General features: G+C 70.0%; 25 protein-coding genes. 13 read left to right on the top strand and 12 right to left on the bottom strand.

Going from position 1 to position 23,197, the window contains the following annotated elements:
• Positions 1 to 39 precede the first annotated feature (39 nt).
• The 5 genes from G7071_RS08595 to G7071_RS08575 are packed head-to-tail and all read left to right on the top strand — an operon-like array spanning position 40 to position 6,253.
• Entirely contained in the window at positions 40 to 1,752 is a 1,713-nt protein-coding gene (locus G7071_RS08595) for an ABC transporter ATP-binding protein (protein ID WP_206062951.1), read from the top strand.
• Entirely contained in the window at positions 1,749 to 3,497 is a 1,749-nt protein-coding gene (locus tag G7071_RS08590) for an ABC transporter ATP-binding protein (RefSeq protein WP_246210580.1), read from the top strand. The genes G7071_RS08595 and G7071_RS08590 overlap by 4 nt, the downstream gene beginning before the upstream one ends.
• A 43-nt stretch (positions 3,498 to 3,540) precedes the next feature.
• A complete protein-coding gene (locus tag G7071_RS08585; protein ID WP_166317425.1) occupies positions 3,541 to 4,581 on the top strand; it encodes an LLM class F420-dependent oxidoreductase in 1,041 nt (346 codons plus the stop codon).
• Positions 4,569 to 5,501, top strand: coding sequence for an oxygenase MpaB family protein (locus G7071_RS08580; RefSeq protein WP_166317422.1), 933 nt, complete (start codon positions 4,569 to 4,571; stop codon positions 5,499 to 5,501). The genes G7071_RS08585 and G7071_RS08580 overlap by 13 nt, the downstream gene beginning before the upstream one ends.
• Positions 5,498 to 6,253: a phosphodiesterase gene (locus G7071_RS08575; protein WP_166317419.1), complete on the top strand. Its 756-nt coding sequence runs from the start codon at positions 5,498 to 5,500 to the stop codon at positions 6,251 to 6,253. The genes G7071_RS08580 and G7071_RS08575 overlap by 4 nt, the downstream gene beginning before the upstream one ends.
• Here G7071_RS08575 and G7071_RS08570 read toward each other — a convergent pair.
• Positions 6,171 to 6,692 carry a hypothetical protein gene (locus G7071_RS08570; protein ID WP_166317416.1) on the bottom strand — a complete coding sequence of 174 codons (522 nt, stop codon included), beginning with the start codon at positions 6,690 to 6,692 and terminating at the stop codon, positions 6,171 to 6,173. The two genes, G7071_RS08575 and G7071_RS08570, sit on opposite strands and share 83 nt — an antisense overlap.
• 79 nt (positions 6,693 to 6,771) lie before the next feature.
• Between G7071_RS08570 and G7071_RS08565 the strand changes: the two genes are divergently transcribed.
• Positions 6,772 to 7,920: an acyl-CoA dehydrogenase family protein gene (locus tag G7071_RS08565; RefSeq protein ID WP_166317413.1), complete on the top strand. Its 1,149-nt coding sequence runs from the start codon at positions 6,772 to 6,774 to the stop codon at positions 7,918 to 7,920.
• A 16-nt stretch (positions 7,921 to 7,936) separates the two neighbouring features.
• On the opposite strand, the gene G7071_RS08560 is transcribed toward G7071_RS08565, so the two are convergent.
• From G7071_RS08560 to arr, 7 genes are all read right to left on the bottom strand, one after another.
• Positions 7,937 to 8,215 (bottom strand): hypothetical protein, encoded by a 279-nt coding sequence (locus G7071_RS08560; protein ID WP_166317410.1) that lies wholly within the window; start codon positions 8,213 to 8,215, stop codon positions 7,937 to 7,939.
• A gap of 22 nt (positions 8,216 to 8,237) precedes the next feature.
• Positions 8,238 to 9,623, bottom strand: coding sequence for a hypothetical protein (locus G7071_RS08555; RefSeq protein ID WP_166317407.1), 1,386 nt, complete (start codon positions 9,621 to 9,623; stop codon positions 8,238 to 8,240).
• Between the two features lie 184 nt (positions 9,624 to 9,807).
• Complete coding sequence (locus G7071_RS08550) at positions 9,808 to 10,761, bottom strand: GNAT family N-acetyltransferase (RefSeq protein ID WP_166317404.1); 954 nt, start codon at positions 10,759 to 10,761, stop codon at positions 9,808 to 9,810.
• A gap of 180 nt (positions 10,762 to 10,941) precedes the next feature.
• Entirely contained in the window at positions 10,942 to 11,736 is a 795-nt protein-coding gene (locus G7071_RS08545; RefSeq protein WP_166317401.1) for a hypothetical protein, read from the bottom strand.
• Between the two features lie 70 nt (positions 11,737 to 11,806).
• Positions 11,807 to 12,622, bottom strand: a complete 816-nt coding sequence (locus G7071_RS08540) for a M4 family metallopeptidase (RefSeq protein WP_166317398.1) — start codon at positions 12,620 to 12,622, stop codon at positions 11,807 to 11,809.
• A gap of 4 nt (positions 12,623 to 12,626) precedes the next feature.
• Entirely contained in the window at positions 12,627 to 13,727 is a 1,101-nt protein-coding gene (locus G7071_RS08535; protein WP_166317395.1) for a hypothetical protein, read from the bottom strand.
• Between the two features lie 83 nt (positions 13,728 to 13,810).
• Entirely contained in the window at positions 13,811 to 14,209 is a 399-nt protein-coding gene (gene arr, locus G7071_RS08530; protein ID WP_206063001.1) for an NAD(+)--rifampin ADP-ribosyltransferase, read from the bottom strand.
• 64 nt (positions 14,210 to 14,273) lie between these two features.
• Between arr and G7071_RS08525 the strand changes: the two genes are divergently transcribed.
• A complete protein-coding gene (locus G7071_RS08525; RefSeq protein WP_166317389.1) occupies positions 14,274 to 14,867 on the top strand; it encodes a GNAT family N-acetyltransferase in 594 nt (197 codons plus the stop codon).
• A 123-nt stretch (positions 14,868 to 14,990) separates the two neighbouring features.
• Positions 14,991 to 15,680 carry a hypothetical protein gene (locus G7071_RS08520; RefSeq protein WP_166317386.1) on the top strand — a complete coding sequence of 230 codons (690 nt, stop codon included), beginning with the start codon at positions 14,991 to 14,993 and terminating at the stop codon, positions 15,678 to 15,680.
• A gap of 21 nt (positions 15,681 to 15,701) precedes the next feature.
• Here G7071_RS08520 and G7071_RS08515 read toward each other — a convergent pair whose 3' ends face one another.
• Positions 15,702 to 16,622 (bottom strand): MBL fold metallo-hydrolase, encoded by a 921-nt coding sequence (locus G7071_RS08515; RefSeq protein ID WP_166317383.1) that lies wholly within the window; start codon positions 16,620 to 16,622, stop codon positions 15,702 to 15,704.
• Positions 16,623 to 16,733: 111 nt separating this feature from the next.
• Between G7071_RS08515 and G7071_RS08510 the strand changes: the two genes are divergently transcribed.
• On the top strand, positions 16,734 to 16,949 hold the full coding sequence (locus G7071_RS08510; RefSeq protein WP_166317380.1) for an amphi-Trp domain-containing protein: 216 nt from the start codon (positions 16,734 to 16,736) through the stop codon (positions 16,947 to 16,949).
• Positions 16,946 to 17,281 carry an antibiotic biosynthesis monooxygenase family protein gene (locus G7071_RS08505; protein ID WP_166317377.1) on the top strand — a complete coding sequence of 112 codons (336 nt, stop codon included), beginning with the start codon at positions 16,946 to 16,948 and terminating at the stop codon, positions 17,279 to 17,281. The genes G7071_RS08510 and G7071_RS08505 overlap by 4 nt, the downstream gene beginning before the upstream one ends.
• Here G7071_RS08505 and G7071_RS08500 read toward each other — a convergent pair.
• The 3 genes from G7071_RS08500 to G7071_RS08490 all read right to left on the bottom strand — a co-directional run bounded on the left by G7071_RS08500 (position 17,242) and on the right by G7071_RS08490 (position 19,258).
• Positions 17,242 to 17,598, bottom strand: a complete 357-nt coding sequence (locus G7071_RS08500; RefSeq protein WP_166317374.1) for a hypothetical protein — start codon at positions 17,596 to 17,598, stop codon at positions 17,242 to 17,244. The genes G7071_RS08505 and G7071_RS08500 overlap by 40 nt on opposite strands.
• Positions 17,555 to 18,634: a hypothetical protein gene (locus G7071_RS08495; protein WP_166317371.1), complete on the bottom strand. Its 1,080-nt coding sequence runs from the start codon at positions 18,632 to 18,634 to the stop codon at positions 17,555 to 17,557. Before G7071_RS08495 ends, G7071_RS08500 begins: the two co-directional genes overlap by 44 nt.
• 63 nt (positions 18,635 to 18,697) lie before the next feature.
• The gene (locus G7071_RS08490; RefSeq protein WP_166317367.1) at positions 18,698 to 19,258 is read right to left on the bottom strand and encodes a sugar O-acetyltransferase; all 561 of its coding nucleotides are present in this window, start codon (positions 19,256 to 19,258) and stop codon (positions 18,698 to 18,700) included.
• A gap of 94 nt (positions 19,259 to 19,352) precedes the next feature.
• Between G7071_RS08490 and G7071_RS08485 the strand changes: the two genes are divergently transcribed.
• From G7071_RS08485 to G7071_RS08475, 3 genes are read left to right on the top strand one after another with little or no spacing between them, the layout of a single operon-like run.
• Positions 19,353 to 21,206, top strand: a complete 1,854-nt coding sequence (locus G7071_RS08485; protein ID WP_166317364.1) for an AMP-dependent synthetase/ligase — start codon at positions 19,353 to 19,355, stop codon at positions 21,204 to 21,206.
• Entirely contained in the window at positions 21,203 to 22,066 is an 864-nt protein-coding gene (locus tag G7071_RS08480; RefSeq protein ID WP_166317361.1) for a glycerophosphodiester phosphodiesterase, read from the top strand. The genes G7071_RS08485 and G7071_RS08480 overlap by 4 nt, the downstream gene beginning before the upstream one ends.
• A complete protein-coding gene (locus G7071_RS08475; protein WP_166317358.1) occupies positions 22,063 to 23,109 on the top strand; it encodes a hypothetical protein in 1,047 nt (348 codons plus the stop codon). Before G7071_RS08480 ends, G7071_RS08475 begins: the two co-directional genes overlap by 4 nt.
• Positions 23,110 to 23,197: the final 88 nt, after the last annotated feature.

The following is a 23,197-nucleotide window of genomic DNA, read 5'->3' as shown; positions in this document are numbered from 1 at the left end:
GCTGGCACGCACAGCCGTCTGCTCCGTAGCCTCGTTGGAGTGCGTCAGCTCCCCGTCCCCGACCCCGGCACCGCCGACCATCGCTCGCCCGGCCGGTTCCTGTGGTGGCTGGCGACCGGGCAGTGGCGGACGCTGCTGGGCGGCATGGTCTTCGGGATCGCGTGGATGTCGTGCCAGGCCGTGCTCCCCGCAGTGCTGGGACGCGCCATCGACGAGGGCGTGGCCGCCCGCGACCAGGACCGGCTCCTGCTCTGGACCGGCGTCATGCTGGCGATCGGGCTCGTCCAGGCCGCCACCGGCATCATGCGACACCGGTTCGCGGTGACCAACTGGCTGACCGCGTCCTATCGGGTGGTGCAGCTGACGACCAGGCAGTCGGTGCGTCTCGGCGCCTCGCTCCCCCGCAAGGTCAGCACCGGCGAGGTCATCGCGATCGGCACCACCGACCTCGACCACATCGGCAACGTCATGGACGTCGTGGCCCGCTTCTCGGGCGCGATCGTCTCGTTCCTCCTCGTCTCGGCGATCCTCCTCAGCACGTCGGTCCAGCTCGGACTGGTCGTGCTCCTCGGTGTGCCGCTGCTGATGCTCGTGCTGGGACCGCTCCTGCGCCCCCTGCAGACGCGCGCCGCGACCGAGAGGTCGATGCGCAGCGACCTGTCCAACACCGGCACCGACATCGTCGGTGGACTGCGGGTGCTGCGCGGGATCGGCGGCGAGGAGGTCTTCCTGGCGCGCTACCGCCGGGAGTCGCAGGCGACCCGTGCTGCCGCGGTCAACGTCGCCAAGCTGCAGTCCGTCCTGGACGCGCTGCAGGTCTTCCTCCCGGGCGTCTTCGTGGTGCTCGTGGTCTGGTTGGGCGCCCGCTCGGCCGTGTCGGGACAGATCAGCGCCGGTGAGCTCGTCGCCTTCTACGGCTATGCCGCGTTCTTGATGATCCCCCTTCGTACGGCGACGGAGTTCGCCAACAAGCTGATCCGCGGGCGGGTCGCAGCAGCCCGGATCTGCCGGGTCCTCGCCCTCGAGCCGGACGTGCTCGAGCCGACCGTCACCGCCGCTCCCCCGCCACCGCACAGTGAGCTGCGCGACGCCCGGACCGGCCTGAGAATCCGACCGGGACTCCTCACTGCCATCGTGTCCGAGCGGCCCGACGACTCGGCCCTGCTTGCCGACCGGCTGGGACTCTGCGCGCCCGAGACCGACGACGACGTCACGCTCGGCGGGGTTGCGCTCACCGCGCTGCCGCACCGGGTCGTGCGCTCGAGGATCGTCGTCTCCGACACCGAGGCTGCCCTGTTCGCCGGACGGCTCGCCGAGCGCCTCGACGAGCGGGGGGTCGGCGACATCGACGGGGCGCTGCACACGGCCTCCGCGGAGGACATCCTCGAAGCGCTCCCCGACGGGCTGGACACGGTGGTCACCGAGAAGGGCCGGTCGTTCTCCGGTGGCCAACGCCAACGACTGGTGCTGGCGCGCGCCCTGGCTGCCGACCCCGAGATCCTGGTGCTGGTGGAGCCCACGAGCGCGGTCGACGCCCACACCGAGGCCCGGATCGCGTCCCGCTTGCGCCGGCACCGGGCGGGCCGCACCACCGTGGTGACCACGGTCAGCCCCCTGCTCCTCGATGCTGTCGACGAGGTCGCCTATCTCGTCGACGGCCGGGTCACCGCCGTGGGGACGCACGCCGACCTGCTGGCCCGGCACGACGGCTACCGCGCGTTCGTGGTCCGGGACGTGGAGACGGTCTCGTGAGCGACCAGACCCGGCTCCCTGTCGCAGACGGCCGCGCCGTACGCCGATATGTCGGCCAGGTCGCGCGTCGGCACCCACGCATGCTCTGGTCCGCGCTGGGGCTGCACGTCCTGGCCGCCCTGAGCGCCCTGGCCGCACCCCGGCTCCTGGGCGACCTCGTGCAGTCGGTCGAGGAGGGCACGACCGTCGCCCGGGTGGACACGATCGCGGTGTGGCTCGCGGTCTTCCTGCTCCTCCAGTCGGTGCTGACCCGCTTCGCCCGCTATCGCTCCCAGGTGACCGGCGAGCTGGTGCTGGCCGAGCTGCGCGAGGACTTCGTCGCCAACACCCTCGCGCTCCCGATCGGCACGGTCGAGGCAGCCGGGTCGGGTGACCTGCTGACGCGCACGGGTTCCGACATCGACCGTCTCGGCTGGTCGGTTCGCTGGGCCCTGCCGGAGTGGACCATCGCGGTGGTCTCGGCCGCGCTGACGCTGGTCGCCGCCGTGAGCGTGGGTTGGTGGGTCGCCCTGCCCTGCCTGCTGGCGCTGCCACCGCTGACCCTCGGGCTGAGGTGGTATCTCGCGCGCGCCAAGGACGGCTACCTGAAGGAGAGCGCGTCCTACTCCCAGATCACCACGACCCTCTCGGAGACGGTCGAGGGCTCCCGCACGGTCGAGGCGCTGGGCCTGGGTGAACAGCGGGTGCGACTGTGCGACGACGACTGCGCCGCCTCCTTCGCCGCCGAGCGCTACACCTTGGGCCTGCGTACCGTGTTCTTCCCGAGCATGGAGCTGAGCTATCTCCTGCCGGTCGTGGCCACGCTGCTCTTCGGTGGCTGGCTCTACACGCGAGGCTCGGTGTCACTGGCCGAGGTCACGACCGCGACTCTCTATGTGCAGATGCTGATCGATCCGGTCGACCGGATCGTGTCCATCCTCGACGAGCTCCAGCTCGGTGCCGCATCCCTGGCCCGGCTGCTCGGAGTGGCGCAGGTGCCCGACGACCGGGAGGCCACCGGCCGTCGACCGACCTCCGAGAAGCTCGACGCCTCCGCCGTCCGCTTCTCCTACGTCGAGGGGCGTGACGTGCTCCACGGTGTCGACCTGGACGTGGGCGTCGGCGAGCGGATCGCCATGGTGGGCCCGTCCGGCGCCGGCAAGTCGACCCTGGGGCGGCTGCTGGCAGGCATCCACCCGCCCCGGACCGGGGAGGTCACCGTGGGTGACGTGGGTCTGGTCGAGCTGCCCCTGGGCGACCTGCGCGGCCACGTCGCGCTCGTGACGCAGGAGCACCACGTCTTCGTGGGGACCCTGCGCGACAACGTCGCCCTCGCGCGCCCGGGAGCGAGCGACCCCCAGGTGCTCGGAGCACTCGCCGCTGTCGACGCGGACACCTGGGTCTCGTCCCTGCCCGCCGGCCTGGACACGGTGGTCGGCTCCGGCGGGCGCTCGCTCACGGCCGCCCAGGCCCAGCAGGTCGCGCTGGCCCGGTTGGTCCTGGCCGACCCGCACACGTTGGTGCTGGACGAGGCGACCTCGCTGATCGACCCGCGGGCAGCACGCCACCTCGAGCGGTCGCTGGCCGCCGTGCTCCACGGTCGCACCGTCATCGCGATCGCCCACCGCCTCTTCTCCGCCCACGACGCCGACCGGGTCGCGGTCGTGGAGGACGGACGGATCATCGAGCTGGGGTCGCACGACGACCTCGTGGCCGCCGGCGGGTCCTATGCAGCCCTGTGGGAGTCCTGGCACGGGTCTGCCTGACCGGTCTTGCGATTGTGACAGTGTTGCTGTCACAGTTGGCGGCATGAAGCTCTCGATGCCCCTGATGTATTCGGGCAACCCGCGCGACGCCGCCGACCAGGTGAGTGCCCTGGAGAAGGCGGGGCTCGACACCGTGTGGGTGGCGGAGGCGTACGGATTCGACGCCCCCACCCTGATGGGCTATCTCGCGGCCAGGACCGAGACGGTCGAGATCGGCTCGGGCATCCTCAACATCTATTCACGCACCCCCAGCACCCTGCTGCAGACCGCTGCCGGCCTGGACAACGTCTCCGGCGGCCGCGCCATCCTCGGCCTCGGCGCCAGCGGGCCCCAAGTGATCGAGGGCTTCCACGGAGTGCCCTACTCCAAGCCGCTCGCCCGCACCGCCGAGGTCATCGACATCGTCCGCCGCGGCCTCAAGCGCGAGCGGCTCGAGAACGACGGGATCATCAAGCTCCCGCTGACCAAGGAGGACGGCGGCGTCACCGGCCTCGGCAAGCCCCTCAAGCTCCTCACCCACCCCGAGCGCGACTCGATCCCGATCTGGGTCGCCGCCCTCGGCGTGAAGTCGGTGGAGCAGACGGCCGCGATCGCCGACGGCTGGATCCCGATCCTGTTCCACCCCGAGAAGGCGCACCTCGTCTGGGGCGAGGCCCTCGCGGCAGGCGCCGCCAGGCGTTCCGACGACCTCGGCCCGCTCCAGATCAACGCCGGCGGGATGGTCGCGATCGGCGAGGGCCCGGAGACGAAGGCGCTCCTCGACCTGGCGCGGCCGATCTTCGCCCTCTATGTCGGCGGCATGGGCGCGAAGGGCAAGAACTTCTACAACGACGTCGCGGTGTCCTACGGCTATGAGCAGGAGGCGGAGCAGATCCAGGAGCTCTATCTCTCGGGCAAGAAGAAGGAGGCCGAGGCGCTCATCCCGACCGAGTGGCTGGAGGCCGCCAACCTCGTGGGTCCCCCCTCCTACGTCCGCGAGCGGATCGAGGCCTTCCGCGAGGCGGGCGTCACCCATCTCAACCTGACGCCGGCGACCGACGACCCGGCCGCCACCATCGCGCAGGTCAAGGAGTGGGTGTCCTGAGACTGCGACAGCGCATCGCGCAGCGGCTGGCCCACCCCCAGCGCTACGACAACCTGCGTCGCATCCGACTCCTCGACCCCGACGTCGACCACGACGAGATCCTGGCGCTCACCTCGCGCCACGACTTCCCCTGGGACTTCGTCCAGGGGACCGGGATCGCCTTCCTGCGCGACTACGGCATCCCCTCGATCTCCCGGCTGCTGCACGAGACGGGCGAGTTCGAGCACGACGGCATCAAGCGCTACGACGACACCGTCCTGATCGGCGAGGAGTCGACGATCGAGGGCATCGACTCGCCTCGCTCGCACGCAGCCGTGCGGCGGCTCAACCGGATCCACGGCCACTACGACATCCCCGACGACGAGTTCGCCTATGTCCTGGCCACCACGATCGTCGGCCCGGTGCGCTGGATCTCCGAGTTCGGCTGGCGACAGCTCGACCCCCACGAGCTGGTGGCGATCGCCCGGGTCACCACCCGGTTCGGCGAGCTGATGGGGATCAAGGGGCTGCCATCGACATACGCCGGATATCTCGAGCTGCTGGTCGACTACGAGACCGAGCACTTCGCGCCCGACCCGGCCAACACCGCCCTGGCAGAGGCGACGATCAGCATCGCCCGGGCGGTCGCGCCGCTGCCGTTGCGTCCCTTCGTGCGCCGGATCACGATCGCCCTGATGGACGAGCAGCTGCGTCATGCGCTCGGGCTTCCCGCCCAGCCGGCCTGGCTCGTGCGGGGGGTGCGCCGGGGGCTGCGGCTGCGGGCGTTGGCGCTCCGCTTCGCGCCACCCCGCACCACGCCCTATCGCCACCGGGCCACGACCTATCCGGGTGGGCACGTGTTGACCCAGCTCGGACCGCTCTCGATGCTGGAGGAGCTCAACGACCAGTCAGGTCGCAGGGCCTCTGGAGGAGTCGCATGAGCAACCGACCTGCATCGCACCTGTCGGGCCTTGTCGCCGGGGCGCTGCCGGGAGCCGCTCTCGGGGCCGCGGCCCTGGTCGCCGGGCTCGTGCGACGCGACAAGCCCCTGCACCCGGTCGGTCACCACGCCGTCGGGATGTTGAGCGTGACCGATCCCGCCCCCGACCTCGGCGTCGACGTGCTGGCGCGCTCCGGCGGGCGGCCGGTGGAGGCGCGGTGGTCACGCGCGATGGGGCTCCCGCGCGGCTGGGGCGACATCGAGGGTATGGCGCTGCGCTTCCCCGACGGCGCCGAGGACGGCGGCGCCGCAGACCTGCTGTTCGCGGGCACCGGCTCCGGAGCCTGGTCGCGCTACCTGCTCGTCCCGAGCGGTCCGGGACGCTTCGGTCGGCTGACCACCCTGCTGCCGGTTCGCGCCGCCGACCGGGCCGTGACGTTCATGCTCGTGCCCGACGAGGAGGCAGCCGGCGAGCTGCCGCCGTCGGCCTACACGCTCCATGTCGCTCACGCCGCAGGACCATGGGAGCTGCTGGGCCGTCTGGAGGTCGAGTGGTCTGCCGACGACACCACCGAGCGCTTCGACCCGATCACCAACAAGCTGGCCGGGCTCGAGCAATATGCCGTCGTGACCGCCCTGCGGGAGCCGGCCTATGTCGCCGCCCGGGCCGTCACCAGCGCCGGTCGAGCAGGCCGGCGAGCCCGCGCTGCTGCTCACCGAGCTGCGCGTCGAGCACCAGCAGGGAACCCGTGAGCGCCGGAGTGGTCCACTGCAGCCACGCCAGCTTCCGGCGCGCCCGCTCGGCGGCCTCGGGATCACGCGGGTGACCGCCCTCACCGGACGCCTTGCCGAGTCGTTGGCCGTGGACATAGGCCGCTGCGGTGGACGCGACGGCGGCCGCGGTCAGCGCGGTCTTGGCGACCACCGCTGCGGCCGTCGGTGGGTGCGCCACCACCCGGTTCTTGTTGTCGGCGACGATCGCGAGCCCGGTCAACAGGTGCAGCGCGATCGCGCCACCCTGCACCGGACCCCAGCGCTCCCACCCGGTCCCGGACACCTCGACGCGCTCGCGCTCGGTGTCGGGTCGACGGGCGGCCGGGTTGAGCCCGACCGCGCCCATCAGCGAACCTCCGAACCACGCTGCGTTGGTCACGAGGTGGGTGGCACGGACGGTCGTGCTGCGCAGAGTCATGTCGCCAACCTAGGCACGCCGCCCCGGCGTCGCCTCACCCCGGCGGGCAGGGTCCCTGTCCGCCATACAAGGAGAACTGATGCCTGAACGCCCCTCCGTCCTCGAGCAGGAGCACGAGGACTTCCGCAAGACCGCGAGGGCCTTCTTCGAGCGCTCCGTCACGCCGTTCCACGCGCAGTGGGAGGCCGACGGGGTCGTGTCACGCGACGTGTGGCTCGCAGCCGGCGAGGCGGGGCTGCTCTGCTTCGACGTCGAGGAGGAGTTCGGCGGTCCGGGGATCAAGGACTTCCGCTACAACATGGTCCTCGCCGAGGAGGCCACCCGCGCCGGTGCCTCCGGGCCGGGCTTCGCGGTGCACACCGACATCATCGTTCCCTACATCTCCTCCCTCGGGACGCCGGAGCAGAAGCAGCGCTGGCTGCCCGGCCTCGTCTCCGGCGAGCTGATCTCGGCGATCGCGATGACCGAGCCGGGAGCCGGCTCGGACCTGCAGGGGATCCGGACCACCGCCGTCGACGCCGGCGACCACTACGTGCTGAACGGGTCGAAGACCTTCATCAGCAACGGGATCCTCTCCGACCTCGTCGTCGTCGTGGCCCGCACCGACCCGGACGCGGGTCACCAGGGCATCTCGCTGCTCGTCGTCGAACGCGGGATGGAGGGCTTCGAGCGCGGTCGCAACCTCGACAAGATGGGGATGCACGCCCAGGACACGGCCGAGCTGTCGTTCACCGACGTGCGGGTGCCGAAGACCAACTTGCTGGGCGCCGAGGGGTCCGGCTTCATCTCGCTGATGGAGAACCTGCCGCAGGAACGCATCTCCATCGCCTGCATCGCGGTGGCCGCGATCGAGCACGTGCTGGACATCTGCCTGGACTATGCCAAGACCCGCGAGGCGTTCGGCAAGCCGATCGGGAAGTTCCAGCACAACAGGTTCCTGCTCGCCGAGATGGCGACCGAGGCCCACATCGCCCGGGTCTTCGTCAACGACTGCGTGCTGCGCCTCAACGCCGGGACGGTCGACACGTCGCTCGCGTCGATGGCGAAGTGGTGGACGACCGAGCTGCAGCTCAAGGCGGTCAACGCCGGGGTGCAGCTGCACGGCGGCTACGGCTACATGAACGAATATCCGATCGCCAAGGCCTACACCGACTCGCGCATCCAGACGATCTATGGCGGGACGACCGAGATCCAGAAGGAGATCATCGGCCGAATGCTGGGAGTCTGAGGCCTGCCGGCTCTGATCAGAGCGGCTCGTCGGCGGGGACGATGCTGGTGACCGAGAGGTTGCCGCCGTCCTCGCCGAGCACGAGCTTCCTCCCGGCGTCGCGTCGCAGCGACTCGCGCACGGCCTCGATCTCGAGGCCGGTGTCGGTGGCGATGTCGACGTCGCGGATCGGCACGATGTGTGGACCCCACTCGCTGGGGTCCACCTCGAAGGGGTCGAAGTCGGTCTGAGCGGCCGCCCACAGCTGCAGGGCCGACTCGCTCACCATGTCGTCTGTCGTCTTCTCGTCCGGCATCTTTGCGACGCTACCCCCTCCGTCACGCGGCCTGGGCGATGCGTCGGGTGCCGGTGTTGTCCACGAGGTAGGTCGCGCCGACAGGGTCGCGCCACAGATAGATCCCGGGGAAGGGCTGCCTGACGTCCCAGCCCGCGTGCGTCTTGACCCGGTGGTGGAAGGTGGTCATCGGACCGTAGTTGCCGACCCTCGACTGCCCGGCGCCCGCCCGCGCCGCACCGCGCGAGTAGGGCACGGTGTGGTCGATCTGCTGGGTGCGGGAGGTGCTGGATCCCCAGGGGAAGGTGTCGGCCGGCGTCATCAGATGCACGGCCTGCCGATGTCGCTCGGGGATCTCGTAGGCGTCGACAGGTGCCTGTCCCTCGAGGTCGAGGACCGGGCGGATCGTGAACCTGGCGTGTGGGCCGAGAGTATGGCGGAGCCAGGTGGTGGTGACGGGGCCGTGTCCCTCGATCCGGGCGACCTGCTCGCCCTGGTCGCCCACTGCTTGGGCGTAGAGGTGGAGGAAGAGGGTCACCGTCGGCATCAGGGCGTCCCAGTCGACCTCGGGGCGATCGCCGCTGCGGGGTGTCTCAGGCTCGCTGCCTCGGTCGCCGTCGTCCGGCGCTGCCGGGTCGTCGGGCCGGTCGCGCCATTCGGCGTAGCGCCTCAGCAGCTCGCAGGCCCGCCGCGGGTCGGTGAGCAGCAGGACGGCCTTGACCCTGCGCTCATCGTTGGTGTCGGTGTCGCCGAGCTCGAGGAGGATGCGGGCGAGGTGGCTGACGATGGCGTCGAGTCGCGCGATCACGTGCAGCGGCGCGCGGACATAGAAGCCGCGCATGCCGTGCTCGGTGGAGCGCGTGGGCTGGGCGAGCTGCTTGGTCGCCGCTTCGCGCTCGCGCTCGGCAGCGGCTTCGGGGTCGCTCGCAGCGATGGCGCCCTCGACGAGAGCCTCGAACCGGGCCCACGGGATCCGGCCGTCCGCGGCGACGTGGACTCGCGCGTCGACATGGGCCGCCTGAGCGGCACCGAGATCGCGGGTCCTGCGGGCGACGTAGCGCGCATAGGAGGCCTTGACCTCGAGCGCCTCGACGCGGCCCCAGAGGCGGGGCAGGCGGTGAGCGATGTCGAGGGCATCGGCCATCAGGGCGTGGGCTGCACCCGTCGACACCCCGAGCCGCGCGCCGAGGACGGCCGGCGCGAACTCCAGGACCTTGGGTGTTCCGGCACCGCCGAAGCGTCGCGCCTGCTCCCGTCCCGGTCGTGCGGCCCCGTCGGGATCGAGCCGGCCGACGCTGTTGAGGACCGCGTGCTGCACGGCGATGCGGATCGTCTCGACCTCCGCCTGACGCTGGGCACGCGCCACTGCCTCGGCATGAGCGAGGAGCTCGGCCTCGCCCATGTCCTCGAGTGCGGTGGCTGTGGTCATGGGACCACTCAAGCACCAGCTACCGACAGTGCAGACCTCCCAACTGGGGGCCTGTGGACAAGCGATCAGGGCTTGGACGGGACTGTGACCGGGCGCCCCGATTCGCCCAGAATTTGCGCCCTCCAGACCGCCGACTTGCACAAGAGGTCGCCATCCATGACGAGGAACGCAACAGGGCGTTCCGCTAACGCGACAGAGTCCGGGCGTACGCCCAAAACGCGGTCCGCACCTCTAGACCTGCGCGCCGGTACACCGCCGGCGCGGAGTGGGCGTTCTCGCTGTCGACATGCAGCGCCAGATGCCCAAGACCTTCGCGGGTCGCAACCTCGAAGCCGTGCGCGAGCAACGCCGACGCGACACCGCGGCGTCGGAACTGCTCGAGGGTTGCGAGTTCGCTTACGTACATCGCCCCTTGGGTCTCGACGCGTCGAGACAGCAGCATCGCGGCCGCAGGCTCCCCGTCGATGGTGGCGAGGTAGCGCAGGTTCGGGTCGAACCCCGCCATCGTCTCCTCGACGGACAGCCAGTCCTCGAGAGTCGTCGGCGTGAACCCGTAGTGACCGACAAATCCCTGGTTCAAGACCGCATGGATGGCAGCCACGTCCCGGCTCGCCTCGATGACCAACCCGGGCACCTGTGGAGCGGTCCGGGCATCGTCGGTGACCGGGCCAAGCATCTCCCAGAAGGTGCGCTCTCGGGTGAACCCGGCTTCTGCTAGGTGCCGCGGGCTGGGAAGGCTGCCGGCCGGGCACCCGGAGTGCACCAGGATGTCGTCGTCGCCCTCCGGCGGGCTGGCCCGGATCCAGTCGAGCATCAGTGCCCAACCAGCTCGCGCGAGCACGTCCGCATCGGTGTCTGCTAGCTGTGGGTGGGTGGAGACCCATGAGTGTGTGATCGGATCTCCGGGGTCGCGGAGCACCCCCCACCACTGCACCACCTCTCCGTCGGCGTCGCGGACCAGGTACTCAGTGCTTGCTGCAGCCACTGGCGGCTCGAGCATCGAGCGCACGTCTTCCTCTGTGTCCGGGCAGAAACCGAACGCAGCTGTCTGCTCGGCCGCGACAAGCCGGAACGCCTCGGCCACGTGCGTGCCCGTGGCCGCCTCGAGGGTGAACCCGGCGGGGAGCAGGACGGACATAGTTCGAGTGTCTTCATTCGGTTGCCGCGCGGCAACCGAATTCGCTGCGCTGCCAGAACGCCGTTGCCGAGAGGGCCGGGTGGAGTCAAGGGGACTACAGGACTACGACGCCCACATTTGTGGACGGGCCAGCTCCCCACCCACTAACTCGAGTCGTGAAGAGGTACCTGGCCTCTGATCTCAGAAGCCCATGTCGAATCCGCCGCCGTCGAAGCCCCCTCCGTCCCCGCCGCCGTCGAAGCCTCCCCCGTCGCCTCCGTCGCCACCCCCATCATCAGCACCGCCCCGGTCGTCGCCACCACCGTCGTAGCCGCCACCGAGGTCGCCGAACATCATCCCGCCCATGAACATCCACGTCATCGGTCCGAAGGCGCCGAAGTAGCCCATGGCGTACGGCTCGTAGGCGCGACCGCCCTGCCAGTAGGGGACGCGCTGCGCGCCGACCATCACCTTGCGGACGTCCGGCTCGGCACCCGCATTCACGCGCTCCACGTCGAGGGCGCACGCGGGCACGTCACGCTCGACGCCGTCCGGCGGTACGTAGGAAACGTCCGCGACGGAGGGCCCGTGGCGCGGGTCGAAGAAGCAAGGCGGCCTCCTGATGGGCAATGGCCTCCCTTCGACCCGAGCACGCACGCACGCAATGGCGTAGCGACCGTCCTCGACGATCGAGGTGATGTGCCGGATGTCCTCCGGCTGGGTGATGGAGTCGCCGGCGGCCTTGGCCGACTCGTAGGCGTCGAGCGCACGCTGGTAGTCGGAGTTCGCGCCGGCGTCCAGCTCGTGACCGCTCATCTCCAGGTCGAGCTCCTGGAGGTCGACACCGAATGCGGTGGTGTCCTCGAAGGCCAACTTCCGAACCGGAGCGAGCTCGTCCTCGCGGCGCTGCAGCTCCCGCTGCTTGCTGCGACGCGCCTGGACCACGACGACCGCCGCCAGGGCGCCCAGGACCACCAACAGCAGGATCAACTCCATGACGAGATCGTATGTCGTCGCCGATGGACGACCCCTGGCTCCGGCCCACCGCGAACGTCGCTCTGAGGTCTCAGCAGGGCGTCACGCTGTCCACCACAAACCCAGCGGCGGTGACGAATGCGTCAGAGACCAGCACGACCGAGCCGACCGACGTCGGGATGCAGGTCAGCGGCGCGTCCGGGCCGAAGTTCCCGGTGTAGCCGCTCAGGACGTTGCCGTCTGCGTCCAGCACGTAGACGAAGTCGTAGCCATGCTCGACATCGAGCAGGCTGAAGTGGAAGGCGAAGCCCGGCGTCCCGTTGTCATGGGTCCAGATGCACTCGGTGTCGTCGGCATACGGGTGGGAGGACTCGAAGGGCACAGCCACGTCCGGGAACTCACACGGCGGCGTGGGCGGCGGTCCCGGCGCACAATCCTGGGCCACCCCGACGGCCTGCCACGCCGCACTGACCGCATCGGAGTCCGCTCCGGCAACTGCGACGGTGGCGTTGCGCGCGTCGCAGAAGTTGGCCGTCTCGACGAGGCTGGTGAAGCCCTCGTAGAAGATCTGAGTCGCGCGAGTCTGACCGACCCGGGGGACGTCGACGTCGCAGTCCAGGGAGTGGGTCGCCGGCCGGGTGGACGTCGCCGTACACCCGGCGTTGGACCCGCCCTGGGCGGCTAGGTAGAAGGCGTGCCCGGCAATGCCGCCGCGCAGGTGCGGGGCCGTCGTGGTGGACAGCTCGCTGTAGTGGTCGAGCCCGCCCTCGACCCGCGGGTCGGCGAGGCTGCGGAAGCCCGGCGTGCTGCTCGAGACGTCCACCGCGTCCTCACCGAACAACCAGTCGGCTGGCGCGGCCGGATCGAGACCTTCTGCGCCCGCATAGAACTCGATCGAGGCGGCCATCACGTCACTGAAACCCTTCGTTCAGCGACACGGACTCTGGACCGGCGAACAGCTCGGAGGTGTACTGGGTGATCCCATGGGTGAACTCGTGGGCGACGACGTCGAGGGCACCGGGGATCGGGCGGCACGTGCGTCCGGCCTGCTTCGCGAACTTCGCGGAATATCCGTCACCGAAGGATGCGGCCGACCCGTCCCAGTAGGCGTTGCAGAGCTCCCCATCGACATGGACGTGCGACTCGAGCGGGACGCCGGCGTCGTCGAGGCTGTCGCGGTTGAACTCGTCGCGATAGAAGCGGTCCACGACACCCGCGTAGTAGTGCGCGTCGACTCCCGGGCGCTGGTCCGGGCTCAGCCAGTTCGCCGGCAGGTTCCACTTGTCGTTGGAGTCGGTCATCAGCACGGCGCCGCGGTCGCGGCGCAGGTTCTGGTCGTCGTACGTCGCCTGCCGACCATCGGGACTGCGCAGCAGATAGAGGTTCTTGCCTGCCCTGGTGGTCGCGACCTGCTTGTCGTCGCCCTTGACGCCGATGCCCTCGCCGTCGCGCCGGAGATCGAGAGACCGGGTGATCTCCCCGCTGGCGGCATCGACCCACCGAACGGGGGCGCTGCCGTGCCGGGCGCTGCGCACCTCGTAGAAGAACGACCGGCTGCCGGGATCGAGCCGCAACTCCTGGTGCCACCGGCCGCGGTCGCCGATCTTGAGGGCGACGATCCGGCGGGCGTCGGCCTTGGAGATCCGGACGGAGTTGGACGGTGTGACATCTCCGAAACGACTGCCGATGACGTTGAGCTGGGCCCCGGCGACCGACCGGATGATGGTGACCTGGCCGCCCAGCACCGACGCGCCGGATTGCACCTGCTGGTAGCGCGACGAGGTGCGCCCGTCGGCGTAAGTCGAGGTGTGCTGCAGACGCATGTCCGCGGGCAGCCGGAACCTCTCCGCGACATCGCCGCTGAGGGCGAGGCCCGCGGCAGGATCGCTGTGCTTGCCGTGGTGGACGATCGGATCACCGGGTCGACCAGGATCCGTTGGTGCCGGCACCGGGCCGGCAGCGGTCAGGAGGACCGCCGAGACCGCGAGGACCAGGAAGGGACGAGCGCGCATGGCAGCGGCTTCCGCTCGAAACGGTGACCAGCCCGCCAATGGCCTTGAGTCTTCGACTGTGCTCTCCCCCGGCTCGGGTGGGCTCAGTTGATGATCTCGCCGCGTTCGTCGGCGCGGATGGCCGCCAGCCGGTCGCGCCATGCCCGGAGCGCCTCCGGGGTCAGTCGTGTCCAGTCGTCCACCTCGCCGACGATCCTGAGCGGCTCCCTGCTGCGATAGGACCGCGTCGGATTGCCGGGGAACTTCTTGTCGGTCACGTTCGGGTCGTCCTCGAAGGGCCCTGTGGGCTCAACGACATACACGCGAGGCGCTCCTTCGCCCACCGCCAGCTCCGCTGCGAGCCCGGCACCGTCTCGCAGGGCGGTGAAGTAGATGTGGTTCATCACGACGTCGGGCCGGTAGTTCGACCGGTTGCCCGCCGTGAGCAGTTCGCCGACCCGCAGATCGGCCTTCGTGCCGTGGAAGAACGGCCCCTCGTCCATCACTTCACTCACTTTGCTCTACTGAACGGGTTTCAGGGCGTCCTGCGGGAACTAGGGTCGCAGCATGCCCGACTTCACGTGGCTGCCGGCCAACCAAGCAGCGACGGAGGACGTCGAGGCGGTCTTCGCCGCGGGAGGAGCCCACAAGTGCCGTTGCCAGGCGCTGAAGGTGCCCGGCTGGATCTGGCGCGACACCACCCAGGAGCAGAGGGACACTGCGCTGCTGGAGCAGACCGCCTGCGGCAGCGCCGGACCGACGTCTGGGCTGATCGGCTACGTCGATGGTGAGGCGGCCGGCTGGGTCGCGGTCGAGCCGCGGGAGGACTACCCCAGGCTGTGGAGCCGGAAGCAGCCGTGGATGCGGACGGACCCCGATCTCGAGGGCGTCTGGTCAGTCACGTGCTTCGTCGTGCGCAGGGGTTGGCGACAGGCGGGGCTGACCTACGAGCTCGCCACCGCCACCGTCGAGTACGGCGAGCAGGTCGGCGCCCGCGTTCTGGAGGGCTACCCGATCGAGCCGCCGCCGGGCAAGACCGTCATCTGGGACGAGGCCTCGGTCGGACTGGTGCAGGTCTTCCTCGAGGCCGGTTATGAGGTGGTGGCCTCGCCCACCCTGCGTCGGCGTGTGGTACGTCGACGACTGGGCAACCACCCATGACCTTCGCCGACCCAGCCCGACGGAGGGCGTCACGCTGACCCTTTACTCCGCGAACAGGGAACTGCGAGAAGTAGGGCAGATTGCGTCCTGTCCGCACACGACGCGGAGGGCTAGGTTCGAATCGTGAAGTCACCACGCGACAACGCGCTCGAGTCCGAGCGGCGGCCCGTGCTTCCGCCGGGAGCCGAGGAGCGGGTCTCGGGCTACGGCGTCATGGGACAGCCGTTCGCATCCGGCCACGTGCTCGGGCTGCGCCGGTGGACGGCCTCGTCGGTCGGCGACCAATTCACCTCGATATGGCATCGCGACCCCGAGGGCAACTGGCACTTCTATGAGTCTGCCCAGCCAGAGTTCGCCTGTTCGCGCTGGTTCGGCCACGGCGTGCAGGAGTCGACAGTCGTCGACATCGATGTCGCCTGGGAGGCGGCCGACATCCTGCGCATCACCTCTTCTGGACTGATCGACTGGAGGCTCACCCTCGAGAGCTCGCCCATGACACGGGTCATGAGCTCCGTCGGCCGAGTTCTGCCGATGGCCGCCTGGCGGTCCCCCGTCATGCTCAAGACGATGGGCGCAGTCGCGTCGTCGACCTTGGGCGTAGGCAAGGTCACCATGACGGGGCTGACTGCCAATGGACTGCCGTTCGACGCCAACCCACGCCAGATCTGGCGGGTCGTGGATGCCAGCGCGACGATCGACGGTCACGACATCGGACCACCGGCGCCACTGCGTGAGCAGGCACGCCTGGGTGACTTCTGGATTCCCCAGCGGGGGATCTTCGCGATGGGGCGCGTCTTCGTCGGCACACCGTGACGGCTCTCGTCCGAGCCGCGGTCACGACAACCGGGCCCAGGGGTCCTCGCGTCGCCACACGGTCGGGAAGTGCAGCCGGACGTCCTGACTGGCAGCCAGCTCGCTGAAGACCCGCATGGTCACGTCGAGGTCGTCGCCGGCATAGGGCAGCGCCCGCAGCGGCTCGTCCAGCGGTCGGAAGAAGTCGTCCCAGTGCGTGAGGACAACGGTCCTCGCGCCGACGGCTTCGACGGTCTCGGCCCAGTAGGTGCGGATGTAGTCCTCGTCGCACAGCCCCAGCTGACCGATCCCGAGATAGGCCACGTCGGCCCGCTGCCCAGCGAGGGCACCCGACACATAGCCCGCGCTGCCCTGGACCAGCGCCGTCCTGCCGCCGGCGTGGGCGACGAGGATCGACCACGCCTCACCGCACCGGTAGGCCTTGGCCCGGACCGGCGGCACGACAGGCTCGGTGATGTCCCCGGGGAAGCGGTCCGGTGGGCAGTGGTCGGACTCGACCCAGGTCACCGTGAAGCTCCCCAGGGCCACCGTGTCGCGGGAGGACACGACCCGCATCCGCTCATCAGGAAGACCATGCCCGCGACCGATGTTGGCCGTGGACTCGCCACCGATGAGCAGCGCACCTGTTCGCTCGGCGACCACCGCGGAGTCCAGGGCGTGGTCGATGTGGGTGTGCACGGGCAGCACGCCGGCCAGCCGCTGGATCCCCGCCCGGGCGAGGGCCGAGTCGATGCGAGCAGCGTCGGGGGCGACCTTCCGCAGCCCCACCCGGGCCAGCGACGGCCGCGAGAAGTAGCCGTCGGTCAGCACGGCGGTCTCCCCGTCGTCGAAGAGCAGCGTCGAGACGCCGAGGAACGTGACGGCGAAGCCACCTCCGGCCGGGGGCACGTCGAAGCGCGCGGCGTGCCGACTCAGGTCCGGACGTCCGAGCTTCAAGCGCATGCGGGGACGCTAGCCCAACCAGGAGCCGGAAGACCCCGGCTGCGCGTCTGTCCTTTTCTCGCCCGGCGATAGGTTGATCGTGACCATCCGGACCCCGCGCCAGGAGACACCATGGACCTGTTCGAGATCGATGACACCCAGCACCTCAAGCGCGAGGAGGCCGCTGCCCGACTGCGCGCGCTGGCCGACGCCCTGTCCAAGCACAACTCGGTGGAGTTCGTCCGCGACGGCCGGCGGGTCACCGTCGCCATACCCGACGAGGTCGACCTCAAGATCGAGGTCGAGCTGGGCGAGAGCAACGAGCTCGAGATCGAGCTGACCTGGTGACGGTCATCAAGATCAACGCCATCACGGTCCCGGCCGACTCGGGCGACGAGCTGGCCCACCGCTTCGCGGCCCGCGCCGGCGCCGTGGACGGCGCGGCGGGCTTCGAGGGCTTCGAGCTGCTGCGCCCCACGGACGAGCGCGAGCAGTGGCTGGTCATCACCCGCTGGCGCGACGAGGAGTCCTTCCAGGGGTGGCTGAGCTCCAAGGACTTCGCCGAGGGCCACCGTTCCGCTGCCGAACGCTCGGGCGGCGACGCCCCTCGTCCGGTGTCGACCCACAGCGAGGTCTGGAGCTACGAGGTGGCCGGCGGTTCCACCCCGGGCGCCGACTGATCGGCCGACCCCGCGGAGGTCCCCTCACGACGCTCGTGCAGGCGCTGCCGCGCCGCGTCGACGTAGGCCAGGCACGGAGCGTCGGTGCCGGGGTGCTTCTCGACGAGGTGGAAGGTCCACCGATCCATGGCAGCCATGTAGCCGTTGTCGCCGCCGGGACGATAGGCCGACCACTTGCGGTGGCCCTTGGCGCGGCACACCGTGCAGGCGATCTTGTAGGCGAACTGCTTCTGCTCGTCCACGTCGATCTGGACGCTCGCCAAGGGGCCGGCCTCAGCGGCCGCCTTGCGTTCGCGGGCTGATCGGCTCGCCACCATGGGGCACCCCTTGCTCGGTCCGTCGTTGCGCAGCGAGCGTACGGCGCTGCACGACCTCCGCATCGGTGCGGGGTGGTGCTCCGTCGTGCCAGCGGTCCCAGGTCTGCAGCAGCCAGAAGACCAGCACCCCACCGATCATCCACGCCTCCAGCCAGAAGACCCAGTGGTCGGCGAGGTGGTCGATCCCGAGCCGGTCATGGCCGAGGAAGATGACGACGGCACCGATGGACATGACCGCTGCCAGCGTCCAGTAGATCCGGGCCCAGGCGGGTTCGGGACCTTCATCGAGCTCGGGGCGGTCTCGATGCTTGTCATGGCCGACCGCGACCACCGCCGCCACGATGAACACGAACATCACCACCGCCGACCACATGTGGGCGTCGGCATAGAGCCACACCCGGCCGGGCTCGTTGAACTTCACCAGTCCGAAGACCCACAGGGCAGCAGCCGCGAGCCACGGCCCCCAGAAGGCCAACGGCGTCTCCACGAGCCAGGTCCAGCGCCTGCCGGTCTGGGCGAGCACCCCGATCACGAGCAGGGCGACCAGCACGAAGCCAAGGGCCACCAGGTAGGCATACATGTTGTTGTCGATCGCAGCGTGGCTCGCGTCCAGGACCGCTTCCTTCTCCGCGTCGGAGACCTTGCTGCTTCCAGTCGGGTCGACGAGCAGGCACTTGTCGCTGTCGCTCGTCGGCACGAAGGCGACCACCGGGGCGAGCATCCCCGCGAGGTTGAAGAACGCGTCCTCGGCCGGGGTCCTGCCCCACAGCACGATCATCGTGAAGCCCAGGACGAGCAGCGCGCCCACGAACACCGACTGCACGGGCGTGTAGTAGTAGGCACTGATGGACGCCTGCAGGCAGTCCGGGTCGGCCTCGAACGACTCCCTGAGGATCGACAGGGCCAGCAGCACGATGACCGCGACCACGCCCAGGCGCAGGAACCTGTAGGTGCGCAGCGCCATGGTGGGCGGCGTCCCGGGACTGCCCGGCTGGTGTGAAGGGCTGGACGGGCTCCGGGTATTGGTCTGGGTCACGGCGCGCTCCGAGGTCGCGGGTGGTGAGGGACCCGAGGCTACTCCCCGCGCGTCACTCGCGCGTCACAGCTCGCGCACGGTCCGGGCGGGTGACCCCACGGCCACCACTCCTGCCGGGAGGTCGCGCGTGACGACCGACCCCGCACCGACGACCGTGTCCTTGCCGATCGTCACCCCCGGACAGACGATGACGCCGCCTCCGAGCCACACGTTGTCCCCGATCACGATCGGTTCCGCCGCCTCCCACTTGTCGCGCCGGAGGTCGGGGTCGAGCGGGTGGGTCGCGGTGAGCAGCTGGACGCCCGGCCCGATCTGCACGTCGTCGCCGATCTTCACGGTCGCCACGTCGAGCACGACCAGCCCGAAGTTGGCGAAGGACCGCGCGCCGAACGACGTCTGGAAGCCGTAGTCGCAGTGGAAGGGCGGCCGGATCTCGGATCCCTCGCCGAAGTGGGCCAGCAGCTCGGCGTACAGGCTGCTCAGCAGGGCCTTGTCGGTGGGATCGGCCGTGTTGATCCGGTGCGTGAGCGCTTGTGCCCGGGCCGAGTCGGCGGCGATCTCGGGGTCGTCGGCGACATAGGGGCGGCCCAACAGCATCCGCTCGCGCATCGAATCGGTGGCCATGAGGCCAACGTACGGATCAGCCCTAGCCACCGCACCCCCACGTGCACCAAGATTCGTGACGCCGATCACACTCGCACCGTTGAGGGAGCCCCCGATGACCGAAGACGTCCTGGCCGCACGAGCACGCATCGAGGAGCAGGTCGCCGGGCGCACGCTCATCGACGCGCTGGCGCAGACCGCACAGACGTATGCCGACGACCCGGCCTACAGCGACAAGCACCACGCACCGGAGGGTGAGACCTGGCGGACCATCACCTGGGCCGAGACCAGGGAGCTCGCGCTCGACGTCGCTGCAGCGCTCATCGCGGCCGGCGTGCAGCCCGGGGACACGGTGGCGATCATGGCCACCAACCGGATCGAGCACATGCTCGCCGACATGGGCGCCGTGCACGCGGCGGCGACCCCGATGTCGATCTACAACACGCTCTCGGTCGAGCAGGTGGCCTTCATCGCCGGCGAGTCCCAGCCGAAGGTCGTCGTCCTCGAGACCCAGGACCACCTCGACCGGTGGGCCGACGCGCTGGGGGGCGTGAGCCTCGTCGTCGTCCTCGACGCCGCCGCCAAGCCCGACGGTGAGGAATACGTCGACTGGCAGACGTTCGTCGAGCGCGGCCGGACCCATCGCGCCGACCATGCCGACGACATCGAGCAGCGCCACGCAGCCCTCGACCCGGAGGCACCGGCCACGATCCTCTACACCTCCGGCACGACCGGCAACCCCAAGGGCGTGGTGCTCACCCACCACAACGTCGTCTATGAGGCCATCTCGACCCTCGAGGCGGCGGGTCTGGAGCCGGGCCTGCGCCAGATCTCCTACCTCCCGCTCGCCCACATCGCCGAACGCGTCCTCGGCCTCTATGGTCCACAGATCGTCGGCGCCCACTCCTACTGCATCGGCGACCCCTCCGAGCTGCTCGCCACCCTGGGCGACGTCCACCCCACGGCGTTCTTCGGCGTCCCGCGGGTGTGGGAGAAGATCAAGACCGGCATCTCCGCCAAGCTCGCCGCCGATCCCGACCCCGCCAACGTGAAGATGGTGCAGGACTCGATGGCCGCCGGGCTCGCCTGGGTGCAGGCCCAGGAGGTCGGGGGCCAGATGACGCCCGAGATCGAGGCGGCATACAAGCAGGCGGACGAGGCGATCCTGGGTTTCCTCAAGCTCCTCCTCGGCCTCGACCAGGTCACCTGGGCGGGCTCGGCAGCAGCGCCGATGCCGATCGAGGTCGCCAAGTTCATGGCCGGGCTGGGCCTGAAGGTCTATGACGTCTATGGCATGACCGAGACCTGTGGCGCCGTCACCGCCAACGGCCCCGACGCGTTCCGGCTCGGCACCGTCGGCCGCGCTACCCCCGGGATGGAGGTCAAGCTCGGCGAGGACAACGAGGTGCTGGTCCGTGGCCCGGTCATCACCCCGGGCTACCACCACCAGGAGCAGGCGACCCGCGACCTCATCGACGCGGACGGCTGGGTGCACACCGGCGACATCGGCACCCTCGACGAGGACGGTTTCTTCGCGATCATCGACCGCAAGAAGGAGCTCATCATCACCAGCGCGGGGAAGAACATCGCGCCGTCCAACATCGAGAACTACCTCAAGGAGTCGCCGATCGTCGGGCACGCGATGGCCATCGGGGACGGCCGTCCCTATGTCGTCGCGATCCTCACCCTGGACGGCGAGGTCGCCCCCGCGGTCGCCCAGTCGATGGGCATCGAGTTCACCGACCTGGCGGACCTGTCGCAGAAGCCGGAGATCCGTGCCATGGCGCAGGACGCGGTCGACAAGGCCAACGCCCACCTCTCCCGCCCCGAGCAGGTCAAGTCGTGGGAGCTGCTCTCGCAGGAGTGGACGGCCGAGTCGGCCGAGCTCACCCCCACGCTGAAGCTCAAGCGCCGCGTCGTCAACGAGAAATATGCCGACGTGGTGGAGGGGTTGTACGCCGACGCGTGACCTTTGACCTGCAGGCCCACCGGGGCGGCGCCGGACGCCACCAGGAGAACACCCTGGCGGCGTTCGGCGACGCCTTGAGCATCGGCGTCTCCACGCTCGAGCTCGACGTGCACCTGACCCGCGACGACGACGTCGTGGTGAACCACGACCCGACCCTCGCCGACGCCCGACTGATCCGGCGGTTGACCCGCGCCGAGCTCCCGCCGTCCATGCCGCTGCTGTGCGAGGTGGCCGCCCTGCTCGAGCGGCGTCACGCAGATCCGGTCGGCATCAACCTGGAGATCAAGTACGACGCGTTGGCCGCCTCCGAGCTCACCAGCCGTGCCGACTTCGTGTGCGTCGTCGCCGATGCCATCCGCATCGACGGGCTGGTCGAACGCACCAGCATCCAGTGCTTCGACTGGGGCGTCCTGCAGCTCGTCGGCCTCGAGGAGCCCCGGCTGCGCCGCAACCTGCTGGTGTCGCCGAAGCACCTCGCCCCCGGCAGTGACGGCCCGTCCCCCTGGTTCGGCGGGCTCGGGGTGGCCGAACGGTTCGTCACCACCGCCGCCGAGGAGGGGTTCGACGCGATCTCCCCGATCCACGGTCACCCCTTCCGAGGCGGCGTCGAGGACTCGACATACGTGCCGTTCACGACCCCCGACCTCGTCGCGGAGGCCCACGCCGCAGGACTCGGCGTCATCCCCTACGTCGTCGACGACCCCGCGACCATGGCAGCGCTCGTCGGTGTCGGGGTCGACGGGCTGATCACCAACCGCCCCGGCCGCCTCCGAGACGTGCTCAGTGACCTCGGCCGGACCCTGCCCGATTCCTTCACCGAGACAACCCCTGCGACCTCTGGAGCGTCGATAGAGTCATGAAGCGCCTCGTCAGCATCCTCGCCGTTGCCCCACTCGCCCTCGCCCTCCTGGGGCAGCCCTCCACCGCGGCTCCGGTCGACGAGCGCGTCGCTCCGCGGCAGGTCCTCGACGTCTCCGACCTGCCCACGGGCGAGCCGCCGGCGATCGCCTACGCCGAGCTGACGGGCCGCAACCGGTGGAAGATCCATCGGCCCAGCGGACAGACCACCTTCCGCGGCAAGCTCCTCGAGCTCGCGCCGATGGGCTCCGGCTTCGTCGTGCAGACCAGCACCCGCACCGCCTACGAGACGCGCTGGATCGGCGCCGACGGCGCATCGGGCGCGCGCACGTGGCGGACGGGTCCGGGACTCGCGGTCTCCCCGAAGGGCGGCGCGGTGGCCTTCGCCGGCGCTCGAGGCAGGGTCACCGTCATCGACTCCGACGCAGACCGCGTGCTGCGGATGCCCCGAGTGCCCGGACGCGGCCTCAACTCGGCTGTCGTCGTCAGCGGCGAGGACTGCAAGGAGAGCGCGACGAGCAACGGCTGCGCCGTCTGGGTCAACTCCCACCGCCGGTCCCGCAGCTGGGTCACCTCGTCGCACGGCCTCGTCGACCGGACCCGGTTCAGGCAGGTGTCGACCGGTCGCGGCCGGTGGCTCGGGGGCATCACCGAGGCGAGCGACACCGGCACCTGCAGCGCCATGGTCCGTGGCCAGCGCACGAGGTGGACCACCTGTCGCAACCGGTTCTCCGACATCTCGACCGTCAACGAGCACGTGCTCGGACTCCCGGCCTATGGCGACGGGTTCGGTCCGACCACCCTTGACGTGCTCGACCTCCGCAGCGGCGACCGGGTCCGGTCCTGGGTGGCGGACCGCAAGGGCCGGTCGGCGACCTACTTCGGGGAGATCTGGGAGGACCCCGAGCACGTCCTGGTCGTGACCTTCCAGGACGACAAGTGGGCCATCGTCCGGCTGGGGCTGGACGGCTCGATGGAATACGCCGTCGTGCCGCGGACAGCTGCCGACGAGTTCTCGATGCCGCTGTTGCTGGCTGCGGGCTGAGGGCTGTCCGACCAACTTTGGGTAAAGCGATCGGCGACAGGCGTCCACGCGCCATAACCGGGTGCGCGCTGTCGGCGGCATCCGCTTC

Origin of the sequence: Nocardioides piscis (assembly GCF_011300215.1) — a bacterium.
In the GTDB taxonomy this organism is placed as follows: Bacteria; Actinomycetota; Actinomycetes; order Propionibacteriales; family Nocardioidaceae; genus Nocardioides; species Nocardioides piscis.
The sequence above is the reverse complement of the archived record's forward strand: the minus strand, read 5'-3'. Positions and strand labels throughout refer to the sequence as shown.